Genomic DNA, 13,032 nt, shown 5'->3' with positions numbered 1-13,032 from the left:
CCTTTTAAGGGGCGGGATAGCAATTAATTTAAATGGCTTTAGCCAAATATTACTGTCTCGTTTCGGTTAGAGCCGGGCACGCCTACTTGTTATCTGTTGGCTAAAGCCAACGGCAATAATATTTTGTTTACCCTATTTCCGCGTAGCGAAGGTCGGCTACTTTGTTGCGATAGCTACTGGTATTGGGACGAGTAAATATATTATTGCAAATGATCGTTAGAAATATTTTAATTAATTAAAAACCGCCTGCAATTTTACTGCGTATCTTCTAACAAATAAATTCATCTAAATAACATGAAAAAATTAATCATCGCGGCCTTTGCTTTAGCAGCTATAGCAATAGCCCCAAACGCAAATGCACAAACTAAAATGGTTGGTGGCGCAGCAATGTACCCAACAAAAAACATTGTAGAAAACGCAGTAAATTCTAAAGACCACACCACATTGGTTGCTGCTGTAAAAGCTGCAGGTTTAGTAGAAACTTTATCATCGGCAGGCCCATTCACTGTGTTTGCACCAACTAACGAAGCTTTTGACAAATTGCCAAAAGGCACTGTTGAAACTTTGGTAAAACCAGAGAACAAAGCAACTCTTACCAAAATTTTAACTTACCACGTTGTAGCAGGTAAAGTTAGTGCTAAAGACCTAATTGCTAAAATTAAAGCGGGTAAAGGTACTGCCGAATTAACTACCGTTAGCGGTGGCGTACTAAAAGCGAAAATGACCCACAAAAAAATATACATTGTTGACGAAAAAGGTGGCAAAAGCTGGGTAACCATTGCTGATGTTAACCAAAGCAACGGTGTTATCCACGTGGTGAATGCTGTGTTGATGCCGAAATAAAAGCGGCAGTAGCGGCTGCACATAATACTGCCACTGCAACTATTTAATACTACCTATCAAGCCCGGTTGCAAAAGCGCCGGGCTTATTTTTTTGTCAAAAAAACATCACAAATGGCGTTTCAAATGTTATGCCTATGTTAGGCAATTAATTTTGTATCGTTTTTTAGTATACCATATGAGTTTGCCCCTTACCCCTGTAGACGGCGTTGATAATAACAGTAAAAAAGATTTATTAATAATTATTTAAAGTCACGCAAGCCGCTGGTTATCCGCAAGGCTACCCAAAACTGGCCTGCCCTGCAAAAGTGGACCTTTGATTATTTAAAGGAAGCTGTTTTTTGGAGGGAAAGGCTCCGTTACATTTTTACATTACGATATCGACCTGGCGCACATCTTCCATATGCACTTTAATGGCCGCAAGCACGTGATATTGTTTGATAATAAATGAAGCGAGCGACTTTATAAGATTCCCTTTACTACTTATGCATTGGAGGATTATGATATTGAGCATCCCGATTTTAAAAAGTTACCGGCGCTGGATGGCATAGAAGGGCAGGAATTTATTTTAGAAAACGGAGACACCCTATTTATAGCCAGCGGTTTTGGCATTGAATGAAGTACCTGGATGGGTCGTTCTCTATTTCGTTACGTGCATGAGATAGCTCTTGGGTTAACAAGGCAAAAGCCTTTACAACCTTAGTATACAGCGCAAGTTTGATGACATCACGAAAAAGAATTTCAGGATAAGTTATATGGACTGGAAAGAAAGGCTGGCCGTTAAACGTGCAGATAAAGCTTTGGCTGCGGATAAACCGTAAAACAGTCTTCGTAAAGAAACGATACTTCGCGTCATTTTGCATTTATAAATGCCCTTAACGTATTCTTAATATCTCTATCTGCTTTTTATTTTGTTATTTTGATAACTTTCGGGTAATAGTTACGTCCTAAAAGTAACTATTTGTAAAATCCGATACGTTAGCGATATGAGCTTTATACTGCACCCGATTGATACTGTTGAGAACATAAGCCCCGAAGATTTTAAGAAAAACTACCTTAACCCACGCCGCCCGCTGGTTATTAAAGGCATGACCAAAAGCTGGCCCGCCCGCGATAAATGGACGCCCGAATACCTGAAAGAGGTAGTAGGCAAAAAGGTGGTGCCGTTGTATGATAACTCTAAGGCCGACCCTTCCAAGCCCATCAACTCATCGGCGGCAGAAATGCCTTTTGATGATTATATCGACCTGATCAAATCGCAACCAACCGAACTGCGTATCTTCTTCTTTAACATATTTAAACAGGCCCCGCAATTGCTGGATGATATTGTTTTCCCTAAAGACCTGATGGGTGGCTTTATCGAAAGCATGCCATCTATGTTTTTTGGCGGTTCAAACTCGGTTACGTTTTTACATTACGATATTGATCTTCCGCACATTTTCCACACTCATTTTGGTGGCCGCAAGCATGTAATATTGTTCGAGAATAAATGGAAACGCCGCTTATATTGTATCCCTAATGCTACTTATGCTTTAGAGGATTATGATGTACAAAACCCCGACATTAAAAAATTCCCTGCCCTTGAAGGAGTAGAAGGCACCGAAGTGTTCCTGGAACATGGCGACACCCTGTTTATGCCCACCGGCTACTGGCATTGGATGAAGTATATCGATGGCTCATACTCGCTAAGCCTGCGCGCATGGGACGCTTCCATTACCCGCAAAGCTGCCAGTATTTATAACCTGGCAATAAAAGGCGGTGTGGATAGCCTGCTAAAAATGGCCTTTAAAGAAAAATACGCTAAATACCGCGAACACATCGCCATTAAATGGGCCGAGCAGGAACTGGCTTCCGGCAAACCATATTAAGGCAAATTTGATTACAAATTAATAAAAAGAGAAGTCCGGGCTACGTATATAAACCTAAACTTCTCTTTTTTCTCTTCAAGCTAATTACATTACCAGTTCGCCAAGGGCTTCTTTAGTAAAACCTTTAAGCTCACCGGTGCGGCCTTCGCGGATCTTTTGGGTCCAGAATGGGTCTGCCAATAAAGGCCTGCCCACTCCAACCAGGTCAAAATCGCCACGGTCAAACCTTCTTAGTAATTCATCAAGCGAACTTGGTTGTGAACTTTCACCTGCAAAAGCGGCTAAAAATTCGCCCGTTAAACCTACCGAACCAACGGTTATGGTGGTTTTACCACTTACCTTTTTGGCCCAGCCGGCAAAGTTTAGGTCGCTGCCTTCAAATTCGGGTTCCCAAAAACGGCGTTGCGAGCAATGGAAAATATCTACACCGGCATCGGCCAATGGGTTTATCCAGGCTTCCATTTCCTGCGGAGTTTTCGCCAGTTTGGTATCGTATGCGGATGGTTTAAACTGTGACAGACGAATGATCAAGGCAAAATCTTCACCCACACGTTTGCGAACTTCTTTAATTACTTCAATGGCAAAACGGCTACGCTCGGCAAGGGTTTTACCACCATAAATATCAGTGCGCTGGTTAGTAGCGTCCCAAAAGAACTGGTCAATCAAATAATCGTGCGCTCCGTGGATCTCTACGGTATCAAAACCTAAAGCTTTGGCATCTGCCGCTGCCTGGCCATAAGCCGCGATGGTATCGGCAATATCTTTCTCGGTCATGGTTTTACCGTTACTGTTGCCCGGCCTGTTTAAGCCCGACGGGCCTTCGAACGGTTGTGAGGGCACCCAGCCCGAAGCATGGTTATCCATAATACCCATATGCCATATTTGCGGGCCCATGGCACCGTTTTCCGCGTGTACGTCATCGATCACATTTTTCCATCCGGCCAAAGCATCCTTACCATAAAAATGCGGGATGTTGGCATCGTTTGATGAAGACACTCGGTTGATAACCGTACCTTCCGACAAAATCAAACCTACCTCGCCTTCGGCACGTTTACGGTAATAGGCGGCAACATCCGCCGTTGGTACGCCGTTTGGCGAAAAAGAGCGCGTCATTGGCGCCATCACGATGCGGTTTTTGATGTTTAATGATTTCAGACTGAACGGCCTGAATAAGCTATTTGTGTTCATAATATATATATTCTTGTTGATTAAATTTCTGATTGAATAAGCCGGCTTAAAGCGGCAAACGTTTCTTCGTTACGTTTATAATAGGTCCACTGCCCGGCACGGGTAGCCGTTACCAAACCGGCACGCTGCAGGCTGGTTAAATATTCGGACACGGTAGATTGGGTAAGCCCGGCTTTTTGATGGATGCGGCCAACGCAAACTCCATGCTCAAAACCATTTTCCTTTTGCTCGGGGAAATGCAATTCGGGTTCTTTAAGCCAGTTGAGTATCTGCAACCTGGTTTTATTGGAGAGCGCCTTAAAAATTTCTACCTGATCCATATCACAAAGATATATCGGCTTTTCCCGATATACCAATTAATATGTAGGATATGACAGTGGGTTGATAATAGAAAAGTCCGCTAATTGTTATCTTGATACTTCTTGAGGGATTTTAACCAGTTTATGTGATATAATGTTGTTTTTGGTTAACTCCGGCCTGCCGTTCATGTAAGTTATCGAATCACCAATAGTCATCCAGCTAAGCTGCTGTTGCGGGGGTAAAAGGAGATGGTTATGGTGAAAAGGATAAGGATGGTGAAGACTTTTTTCATACGAATTTACCAGTTTGAAGTTGACCCTCCATCTCCCGATGAACCGCTATCAGCACTGTCTGAGAAACCACTGTCGCCTGACGAGCCACTGTCTGATGAACTGCTGTCATCTCTATCGCTAAAGCCACTATCGTCGCTGTCGTCACCGCTACCCCAATTGCCCCAATTACCAGAATTGTTATCACTTGATATTTCAGGACTGAATGTATCTCTTACAGGCGTTGTGTCATTATCAGCGTTGTGATGTTCATTTAATTTATCCTGCAAATAACGGGCACCATAACCACCTGCTGCACCTAAAGCGGCGCCGGTTACAAAGCTGCCTATCCCCGATGATCCGCGATTCCCCTGTGACCTGCTTCCGGAGTTGTAGCCTCCGCCACCAGTATTGTAGCCGGTATTATTAAAGTCACCTTGATTATAATCTCCGTTATTGCGATACTGCTGCTGCTGTTGCATTAAGGCGTAATTCTCGGCTATTAGCCTTTGTTGCCTGCGTTTAAAATAACGGTAAATTAAAACAATCGCCACTACACCACATACAAATAAGAACCCAATCAACGCATCTCCATCGTCGTTTTTCTTTTGCTTGTCGTCCACAACCGCTTCTTTTGCCGGCGCTGGATTAGGCGTAGGCTCTGCTACGGTAGGCTCAGATTTATTGCTTGCAGGCACAAGGGTGGTGTGAATTTTATTTATCAAAATATTTAACCCGCCGCTATAATCCTCATTACGATAGGCATTTTTGGTGGCTGAAAGAATTTCTTCTAATTTAGAATCTGTAAATTTTGAATGAAGGTTTTGAGCTACAGCAAGGCGCTGTAAATGCTGCTGAATTGCAGCTACATACACCAAGCCCCGTTTTTTAGTGCCTATATGCCACTTTTTACCAATTTGCGTAGTGTAGGTTATTATAGTATAGCCCTGGGGGATCTCGTTTACCAAAACAACAGCCAATTGCACCCCGGTTTCCTTTTGAATCTTGTAAATTTTTTGATTTAAGGAAGTTATGTCCGCAGCGGCAAGCACATTGGCATTATCATTAATAAATGTATTTTTTTTAGGCTTAGGTATTTGCGCGGTAGCTACATTTATCGAAAAAAGCAATCCTGCAAGTAAAAGTATTCTCATCATTAATTGGTTGATTTTATTTCGTATTGAATGTAGCACTTTCGTGGCTAACATTCATAATATTTAGAAAATTAACTCGTATGGTCACAAACTATTTTCCACTCTCCGTTTATCTTTCTAAACCATAAGGTAAAGTATCCGCCGGGCGCATCTTTTTCACGCTGTAGGCTCCAGGCACCCATCAAAAAGGCGTCGGTTTTGCTGAGGAGTTGGACCTTATCTATCCTGAAGGTAAGCTTGCCCATGGCGGCTTTATCGGGGTAGCCTTTCTTATAATTATCAAGGGTTTGCTGCCAGCCATAAGTTGGGCCACGCTTCCCTATAAACATCAGCGAATCTGATTTCCAATAACCTTGCATAAAGCCATCCAGGTCGCCGTTGCTCCAGGCAATTTGCTGGTTGTGCATCACTTTGATAATGGCTTCCCTGTCTTGTGCCTTAATAACAAAGCAGGTGATAAGCAGCAGGAAACAGGATAAGATAAGCTTTTTCATAGGGATAAATATAATTGTTTTGAACCATGATTTACTTGATTAATTGATGACATGATTTATCTAATAATAACATAATTGGAATCAAGCTGATCCAGAAATCCTTCAATCATGGTTCAGAAACTGAAATTTAAACCTAAGGGTATTCAACCCCATTGTTAAACAATTGTTAACAAATGATACAAGCTATTATTACAAATTTAACATGGTTTACCATAAATCCTTTTTAGCTTTGCGGCCTTACTGTTCCACTATATATGAAAAACAGGGTACTGTGTTTTGGTGAAGTTTTATGGGATGCCTTTGGCGATGAAAAAAAAGCCGGCGGCGCGCCAATGAATGTTGCAAGGCACCTGGTGCAGCAGCATGTGGATGTAAAATTTGCCAGTCGCGTTGGCAGCGATGCTTCGGGCGATGAACTGGTAACATTTCTTAAAGGCAATGGCCTGTATTCTCCTATGATCCAAAGGGATAATACCTTGCCAACCTGCGAGGTTACCGTGAAGCTTGACGATAAAAACCAAGCCACCTATATTATACCCGAGCCTGTTTCTTGGGACAATATCCAGTTGGATAACAACCTTAAAGAGGGCGGAAAAGGTGCTTCTATCATTGTTTTCGGCAGCCTGGCCTGCCGCGAAAAAATCACGCACTACACCCTGCTTAACCTGCTGGACGAAACTGACGCTATTAAAATATTCGACGTAAACCTGCGCCATCCGCATTATACACTGGCAACTATAGAGACCCTTGCCGCCCGTGCCAGCGTTATAAAAATGAACGAAGAAGAGGCCGACCTGCTTATTGGCGGCGGCAGTGGCGATTTAAAAGGCAAAATAAAAGAGTTCCAAAAAAAGTACCACACCAAAACCATTTGCGTAACCCGTGGCGAGAACGGCGCCATCATCTGGCACGATCACGAGTTTTTTGAACACCCCGGTTTTACGGTTGATGTTGTTGATACTGTTGGTGCCGGCGATGCTTTCCTGGCTACATTTATCGCAGGTATAATTGACAATAAACCCTTCCCTAAAATATTACTGAATGCCTGCGCTATTGGTGCATACGTTACCAGCCAGCGCGGTGCAAACCCGGTTTATGTACAGGACGAGATTGTGAGGATCAAAAAAAGTTAAATCGTTTAAAGTTTTGGCCCCGTATTGTCATGCTTAATTAACAATTGCGCTAAATTGGCTCGGGTTCAAACTTTTCAATCAAATAATCCGTTACTTTATGCTCATACGAAAGGGTAACATATGCGTGGTTTTGGATTTTCACAGTTTAAACCAAACCAAATCCCCAAAGGCGGATTTGAAGAATTACTAAAACTATTTCTGGAATTATTGAACTACACCGCCGGTGATGCCGGGGAGGCTTTGGCGTGGCTTAATGAGTTAGATAAGCAATACAATATCACCAATGACGAGTATGGCATGGGCGATTTTATTGACGAGCTAAAGCAAAAAGGCTATTTGAACGAGGATAACAAAAGCGGCGATTTTAGCATCACGGCCAAAACGGAACAAAGCATCCGTACTTCGGCTTTAGAAGAGATCTTTGGGAAACTAAAAAAATCGGGCAAGGGTAACCACCGTTCGCCGCAAAGTGGACAGGGCGATGAAAAAAATGCCGAACGCCGTGAGTTTGAGTTTGGCGACAGCCTGGACCAGATAGACATGACGCAATCCATCCAGAACGCACAGGTTAACCACGGTATAGGCGGCGATTTTATGATGACCGAGCGCGATTTGGAAGTGGAGGAAATGGACTATAAAACCCTCACCTCTACTGTGCTGATGATAGATATATCGCACTCCATGATCCTTTACGGTGAGGATAGGATAACCCCCGCTAAAAAAGTAGCGATGGCCTTGGCCGAACTGATCCGCACCAAGTACCCTAAAGATACTTTGGATATAGTGGTGTTTGGTAATGATGCATGGCCTATTACGTTACAGGATCTGCCTTATTTGCAAGTCGGGCCGTACCATACTAACACTTATGCGGGGCTTGAACTGGCTACCGATCTGCTTCGCCGCCGTAAAACGCACAACAAGCAAATTTTTATGATAACCGATGGTAAGCCTACTTGCTTAAAAGAAGGCACCAAGTATTATAAAAACAGCATCGGGCTGGATAGGAAGGTGGTGAACAAAACGTTAAACATGGCCGCGCAATGCAAGAGGCTTAAAATACCTATCACCACGTTTATGATAGCAAAAGACCCCTACCTGCAGCAGTTTGTACGCCAGTTTACGGAGACCAATGGAGGCAAGGCGTTCTACAGTTCGCTAAACAACCTGGGCGAATACATTTTTGAAGATTACGCTAAGAATAGAAGAAAAAACGTGAGGTAGAATCAGGACAGTAAGAGTCAGGAATCAAGATAAAAATCATAAATAATCATCGTATTAATCAACATAATCGGTGAAATCAAAATAAAAAATGGATACAAAAAATATAAAAACCCTTGGCGAGCTTAAGAAAAGCGGTTACAAAAGCCGTTCTGTTAAGGATGAGTTAAGGGCTAACTTAATTAAACAATTACAACAAAAAGAAGGTGGGTTTGAAGGCATTATCGGTTTTGAGGATACCGTTATTCCCGATCTGCAGACTGCTATCTTATCGCGCCATAACATTTTACTGTTAGGCTTACGCGGACAGGCAAAAACCCGTATCGCGCGTTTGCTGGTAAACCTTTTGGATGAATATGTGCCTTACATTGAAGGATCAGAATTATTTGATGACCCGTTGGCACCCATCAGCTGGTTTGGGCACAGCACGGTAGAAAGCAAGGGCGATGATACGCCAATCGGCTGGATTCACCGCAGCGAACGTTACACCGAAAAATTGGCTACGCCCGATGTTACCGTTGCCGATCTGATCGGTGATGTTGACCCGATAAAGGCAGCCACTATGAAACTAACTTACTCTGACGAGCGCGTTATTCACTTTGGTTTGATCCCGCGTGCACACAGGGGTATCTTTGTAATAAACGAATTGCCCGATCTGCAGGCACGTATCCAGGTATCATTATTCAATATTTTACAGGAGCGCGATATCCAGATCCGTGGATTTAAACTGCGATTACCTTTAGATATCCAGTTTGTGTTTACCGCCAACCCGGAAGATTATACCAACCGTGGTTCGATAGTTACACCACTTAAAGACCGTATAGAAAGTCAGATTTTGACCCACTACCCGCGCACGGTAGAGATCTCTCGTAAGATCACCCAGCAGGAAGCGTTGCTAACCGATGAGCAGCGCAGCACTATTGAGGCTGATGGTTTGGTGAAGGATATGGTAGAGCAAATTGCGTTTGAAGCGCGAAACTCCGAATATATCGACAAAAAATCTGGCGTATCCGCCCGTTTAACCATATCATCATACGAAAACCTGATCAGCAACGCCGAGCGCCGCATGATCATCAATGGCGAGAAAAGTACGTTCGTCCGAATCTCCGATTTCCTGGGTGTTATCCCGGCCATAACCGGTAAAATCGAACTGGTTTACGAAGGCGAACTGGAAGGCCCGGGTAAAGTGGCTAACATTTTGATAGGTAAAGCCATCAAAACATTGCTGCTACAATTCTTCCCGGATCCGGAGAAAACCAAGAAAGCCAAAACGCCGAACCCGTATGCTGAGATCATTAACTGGTTTAGCGATGGTAATACGCTATCGTTGGTGGATGATTTATCGTTATTGGATTACAAAAAAGGCCTAAACGCTGTACCGGGGTTGAAAGATGTTGTTAAAAAATTCCATCCAAAACTAAGCGAGAATCAAACACTACTATTAATGGAGTTCATATTGCACGGGTTGGCCGAGTTTTCGCAACTGAATAAAGGATTTTTAGATAATGGGTTTGCTTTTTCGGATATGTTTAACAGCTTGTTTAACTTAGAGCCGGACGAAGATGACCTTGATCTCGACGACCGCTACTAATCTTCTTATTCATCAGTTTTAATACGTAATGCAGGGAAACGCCCTATATTTTGTAATAGTACCGCTTGTACTTATCATCATAGACTACTACATTTTACGGGGCATCCAAACCGCCTTTATTAAACGGCAGTTTACCCGTAAAAAGTGGTTTTTAAGCCTGTATTGGTTTGGTTCGATATTCCTGATCACTATTCTGCTGCTGAGTATTTACAGCAAAATGTCTGTTGGGGCACGCGGTGCGTTCCTGTTCCTGTTCTTTATTACGTTTCTTTTCAAGATCTTTTACGTACTGTTCATCGCGGTTGATGATTTGCGCAGGTTTATCATCTACCTCATCCATAAAAACAAAACCGCGCCCGATCCTGAAAAGGATAAGGGCTTTAAATCTATCCCGAGGTCGGAGTTTTTGATGAAGGCGGGGATACTCGCCGGTGCTGTTCCGCTGTATCTGATCAAACACAACATGTCTAAAGGGTTGTATGATTACCATGTGATCAATGTAGAACTTTATCTGCCCAACCTGCCAAAAGCATTTGATGGCATGCGCATTGGGCAAATTTCCGACATTCACTCGGGCAGTTTCCACAACGTGTATAACATGCAGGGCGGCGTGCAAATGCTGCTTAACCAAAAAACCGACGTTATATTTTTTACCGGCGATTTGGTTAACGGCCAAACATCAGAAGTGAACCGTGTTATTGATGTATTTAAAAAAGTGAAAGCGCCATTAGGTGTTTACTCTATATTGGGCAACCACGATTATGGCGATTATGTCAACTGGCCTAACCCGGCCGCGAAAGCTAAAAACCTGCAGGACATGCACCAGGCACATAAAACGTTGGGCTGGGACCTGTTGACCGATGAACATCGCCGTCTAAAAATTGATGGCCAGGAACTGGGCATTTTAGGCATAGGTAACTGGGGCGAAATGAGCCGCTTCCCTAAATACGGCAAAATGGAACAAGCTGTAAAGGGCACGGATGACCTGCCGGTAAAACTCCTGCTCTCGCATGATCCATCGCACTGGCGCGCCGAGGTAATCCCAAAATATCCGCAGATTGATGTAATGTTTAGCGGCCATACCCATGGGATGCAGTTTGGTGTCCGCACACCGGATTTCCAATGGAGCCCAATCGAATACGTATACTCGGAATGGGCGGGAATGTATCGCGAAAAGCACCAGCAAATTTACGTGAACGTAGGCTACGGCTTTTTAGGGTACCCCGGCAGGATAGGTATGTTACCCGAAATTACGGTGTTTACCCTTAAAGCTGGTGAAGACCCTTTGCTTAAAGCTTAAGCAACTGCAAATAACTGTTTTATATTTTTGTCCGCATAGTGTCTCACATCTTGAACCCTGCGTTTGCCTACGTGCGCAGGGTCTCTTTCAGAAGACCATGCGAGGACGTGTGTATTCAACAAATATTTGTTCCTTTTTTACCTGCATTGCCGTATTTTAGCAAAACCGATGAAAAAAGCCTTCCAAAGCGCGTTTGATTTTTTGCTATTTAGTAACATCTTCATGTCGTTGTGTGCTGTGGCGCAGGCTTTGGTTACGTTTCATCTTATCGATGCCAAACCGGTTTATGCCATATTAGCGCTGCTATTCACTTCCACCCTCGGCATCTATAACTTTAGCATTTTATTAAGCAAACCAAAGCACCCCGAGCGGTCGCCATACAAGCGTGTACGCTGGTTTTTTGCGCATTACAGGTTAATGGTAACGTTCACCATCATCTCGCTACTATCACTTATTCCGCTGTTCTTTTTACTGTCTATGGAATCGCGGATCCTGCTGGTGTTTTTAGCCATATTGTCTTTCTGCTATAGTTTGCCCCTGTTTACCGTGGGTGAGCAAAAGTTTGGCCTGCGCAATATACCCGGGCTAAAAACCTTTTTAATAAGCCTGGTTTGGACATTAAGCTCGGTACTATTACCAGTGTTGGAAGCAAAAGACCTGCACATGGCAGATATAACCACAAGGGATATCACCATTATGATGGCGAAGCGCTTCCTGCTGATATTTGCTTTGGCTATCCCCTTCGACATCCGCGACCTTTTCAGCGACCGCCAGGCAGGCCTTAAAACCATCCCTGTTGCCTGGGGCGAAAAAAACGCGTACCTTTTATGCCAGTTTCTGCTGGCCGGTTATATTGTACTTCTTTTCTTATTCAGGAATAATGGTTTCAATGTTGATTTTTTCGCGCTTACTACTACAGCTGTTTTAATGGGTTGGCTTATTTTCAAATCTAAATGGGAGAAGAATGAGTATTACTATTTTTTTTACATGGATGGCGTATTGATCCTACAGTATGTGATCTTAATAGGTTTTAGTTTGATGTACGGACACTATGCCGGCTAATTACGATAACTCGGCAAGTTTTTATGACCGCTTGTCGCGGTTGTTTTTTGGTAAAGTTTTGATAAACGCCCAAGTTTACTTGTTACCACACATCCCGCAAAATTCAACGATCCTGATTGTTGGCGGCGGTACCGGTTGGATATTGGAAGAGATTAGCAAAATACATCCCTCCGGCTTAAGCGTTACTTATGTGGAGGTTTCGGCCAATATGATGGCTTTATCGCGTAAGCGAAATATTGGCGGCAATAATATTATTTATATTAACCAGGCCGTAGAACAAGCTCATCTTGTACAGGCCTTTGATGTGGTTATTACCTCCTTCCTGTTCGATAATTTTACGGAAGCAAACCTGCTTCCAATTTTTGCTCACATCCATCAAACCCTAAAACCCGGCGGACTTTGGCTCAATACTGATTTCCAGCTAACGGGCAAATGGTGGCAATACGCCATGCTGAAAAGCATGCTGTTATTCTTTAAAATACTTTGCGGGGTAAAATCCTGGCACTTGCCGGATGTGGCGAGGGCGTTTAATGCGACTGGCTATAAGGTGTTGGAAGAAAAAAACTTTTTCGGGGATTTTGTAGTGACGAAAGTTTATAAAAAGCTTATTTAAAC

The 13,032-nt window shown here is 43.3% G+C and carries 14 protein-coding genes; 10 read left to right on the top strand and 4 right to left on the bottom strand.

All coding sequences use genetic code 11. The annotated features are described in order from the left end of the window. The first annotated feature begins 294 nt into the window (after positions 1 to 294). The 4 genes from NAF17_RS00160 to NAF17_RS00150 all read left to right on the top strand — a co-directional run bounded on the left by NAF17_RS00160 (position 295) and on the right by NAF17_RS00150 (position 2,708). Positions 295 to 843: a fasciclin domain-containing protein gene (locus NAF17_RS00160; RefSeq protein ID WP_252755951.1), complete on the top strand. Its 549-nt coding sequence runs from the start codon at positions 295 to 297 to the stop codon at positions 841 to 843. Between the two features lie 231 nt (positions 844 to 1,074). Further along, positions 1,075 to 1,254 (top strand): cupin-like domain-containing protein, encoded by a 180-nt coding sequence (locus tag NAF17_RS18210; RefSeq protein ID WP_370340858.1) that lies wholly within the window; start codon positions 1,075 to 1,077, stop codon positions 1,252 to 1,254. A 76-nt stretch (positions 1,255 to 1,330) separates the two neighbouring features. Then, the gene (locus NAF17_RS18205; protein WP_370340284.1) at positions 1,331 to 1,459 is read left to right on the top strand and encodes a hypothetical protein; all 129 of its coding nucleotides are present in this window, start codon (positions 1,331 to 1,333) and stop codon (positions 1,457 to 1,459) included. A gap of 367 nt (positions 1,460 to 1,826) precedes the next feature. Further along, positions 1,827 to 2,708, top strand: a complete 882-nt coding sequence (locus NAF17_RS00150) for a cupin-like domain-containing protein (RefSeq protein ID WP_252755950.1) — start codon at positions 1,827 to 1,829, stop codon at positions 2,706 to 2,708. Positions 2,709 to 2,792: 84 nt separating this feature from the next. Here NAF17_RS00150 and NAF17_RS00145 read toward each other — a convergent pair whose 3' ends face one another. The 4 genes from NAF17_RS00145 to NAF17_RS00130 all read right to left on the bottom strand — a co-directional run bounded on the left by NAF17_RS00145 (position 2,793) and on the right by NAF17_RS00130 (position 6,113). Then, complete coding sequence (locus NAF17_RS00145; RefSeq protein ID WP_252755949.1) at positions 2,793 to 3,896, bottom strand: NADH:flavin oxidoreductase; 1,104 nt, start codon at positions 3,894 to 3,896, stop codon at positions 2,793 to 2,795. A gap of 20 nt (positions 3,897 to 3,916) precedes the next feature. Next, positions 3,917 to 4,216 carry an ArsR/SmtB family transcription factor gene (locus NAF17_RS00140; RefSeq protein ID WP_252755948.1) on the bottom strand — a complete coding sequence of 100 codons (300 nt, stop codon included), beginning with the start codon at positions 4,214 to 4,216 and terminating at the stop codon, positions 3,917 to 3,919. A 278-nt stretch (positions 4,217 to 4,494) separates the two neighbouring features. Continuing rightward, the gene (locus tag NAF17_RS00135) at positions 4,495 to 5,622 is read right to left on the bottom strand and encodes a TPM domain-containing protein (protein ID WP_252755947.1); all 1,128 of its coding nucleotides are present in this window, start codon (positions 5,620 to 5,622) and stop codon (positions 4,495 to 4,497) included. A 68-nt stretch (positions 5,623 to 5,690) separates the two neighbouring features. Further along, entirely contained in the window at positions 5,691 to 6,113 is a 423-nt protein-coding gene (locus tag NAF17_RS00130; protein ID WP_252755946.1) for a YybH family protein, read from the bottom strand. Between the two features lie 254 nt (positions 6,114 to 6,367). Here NAF17_RS00130 and NAF17_RS00125 point away from each other — a divergent pair, with 254 nt between their 5' ends. The 6 genes from NAF17_RS00125 (at position 6,368) to NAF17_RS00100 (ending at position 13,030) form a co-directional block, all read left to right on the top strand. Continuing rightward, positions 6,368 to 7,246, top strand: coding sequence for a carbohydrate kinase family protein (locus tag NAF17_RS00125; protein WP_252755945.1), 879 nt, complete (start codon positions 6,368 to 6,370; stop codon positions 7,244 to 7,246). Positions 7,247 to 7,366: 120 nt separating this feature from the next. Next, the gene (locus NAF17_RS00120) at positions 7,367 to 8,467 is read left to right on the top strand and encodes a vWA domain-containing protein (RefSeq protein ID WP_252755944.1); all 1,101 of its coding nucleotides are present in this window, start codon (positions 7,367 to 7,369) and stop codon (positions 8,465 to 8,467) included. Positions 8,468 to 8,555: 88 nt separating this feature from the next. Further along, the gene (locus NAF17_RS00115; RefSeq protein WP_252755943.1) at positions 8,556 to 10,055 is read left to right on the top strand and encodes a sigma 54-interacting transcriptional regulator; all 1,500 of its coding nucleotides are present in this window, start codon (positions 8,556 to 8,558) and stop codon (positions 10,053 to 10,055) included. 28 nt (positions 10,056 to 10,083) lie between these two features. Continuing rightward, complete coding sequence (locus NAF17_RS00110) at positions 10,084 to 11,355, top strand: metallophosphoesterase (protein ID WP_252755942.1); 1,272 nt, start codon at positions 10,084 to 10,086, stop codon at positions 11,353 to 11,355. Positions 11,356 to 11,523: 168 nt separating this feature from the next. Next, complete coding sequence (locus tag NAF17_RS00105; protein ID WP_252755941.1) at positions 11,524 to 12,417, top strand: UbiA family prenyltransferase; 894 nt, start codon at positions 11,524 to 11,526, stop codon at positions 12,415 to 12,417. Next, complete coding sequence (locus NAF17_RS00100) at positions 12,407 to 13,030, top strand: class I SAM-dependent methyltransferase (RefSeq protein WP_252755940.1); 624 nt, start codon at positions 12,407 to 12,409, stop codon at positions 13,028 to 13,030. The genes NAF17_RS00105 and NAF17_RS00100 overlap by 11 nt, the downstream gene beginning before the upstream one ends. Positions 13,031 to 13,032 lie beyond the last annotated feature (2 nt).

The organism is Mucilaginibacter aurantiaciroseus, assembly GCF_024055595.1.
GTDB lineage: Bacteria > Bacteroidota > Bacteroidia > Sphingobacteriales > Sphingobacteriaceae > Mucilaginibacter > Mucilaginibacter aurantiaciroseus.
Note: the sequence above shows the minus strand (reverse complement) of the source record. Positions and strands in the feature narration are given on the sequence as shown.

Excerpts from the sequence above, each read along its gene's own strand:
- NAF17_RS00160 (WP_252755951.1), top strand. The coding sequence starts at position 295 with ATGAAAAAATTAATCATCGCGGCCTTTGCTTTAGCAGCTATAGCAATA.
- NAF17_RS00150 (WP_252755950.1), top strand. The coding sequence starts at position 1,827 with ATGAGCTTTATACTGCACCCGATTGATACTGTTGAGAACATAAGCCCC.
- NAF17_RS00145 (WP_252755949.1), bottom strand. The coding sequence starts at position 3,896 with ATGAACACAAATAGCTTATTCAGGCCGTTCAGTCTGAAATCATTAAAC.
- NAF17_RS00140 (WP_252755948.1), bottom strand. The coding sequence starts at position 4,216 with ATGGATCAGGTAGAAATTTTTAAGGCGCTCTCCAATAAAACCAGGTTG.
- NAF17_RS00135 (WP_252755947.1), bottom strand. The coding sequence starts at position 5,622 with ATGATGAGAATACTTTTACTTGCAGGATTGCTTTTTTCGATAAATGTA.
- NAF17_RS00130 (WP_252755946.1), bottom strand. The coding sequence starts at position 6,113 with ATGAAAAAGCTTATCTTATCCTGTTTCCTGCTGCTTATCACCTGCTTT.
- NAF17_RS00125 (WP_252755945.1), top strand. The coding sequence starts at position 6,368 with ATGAAAAACAGGGTACTGTGTTTTGGTGAAGTTTTATGGGATGCCTTT.
- NAF17_RS00120 (WP_252755944.1), top strand. The coding sequence starts at position 7,367 with ATGCGTGGTTTTGGATTTTCACAGTTTAAACCAAACCAAATCCCCAAA.
- NAF17_RS00115 (WP_252755943.1), top strand. The coding sequence starts at position 8,556 with ATGGATACAAAAAATATAAAAACCCTTGGCGAGCTTAAGAAAAGCGGT.
- NAF17_RS00110 (WP_252755942.1), top strand. The coding sequence starts at position 10,084 with ATGCAGGGAAACGCCCTATATTTTGTAATAGTACCGCTTGTACTTATC.
- NAF17_RS00105 (WP_252755941.1), top strand. The coding sequence starts at position 11,524 with ATGAAAAAAGCCTTCCAAAGCGCGTTTGATTTTTTGCTATTTAGTAAC.
- NAF17_RS00100 (WP_252755940.1), top strand. The coding sequence starts at position 12,407 with ATGCCGGCTAATTACGATAACTCGGCAAGTTTTTATGACCGCTTGTCG.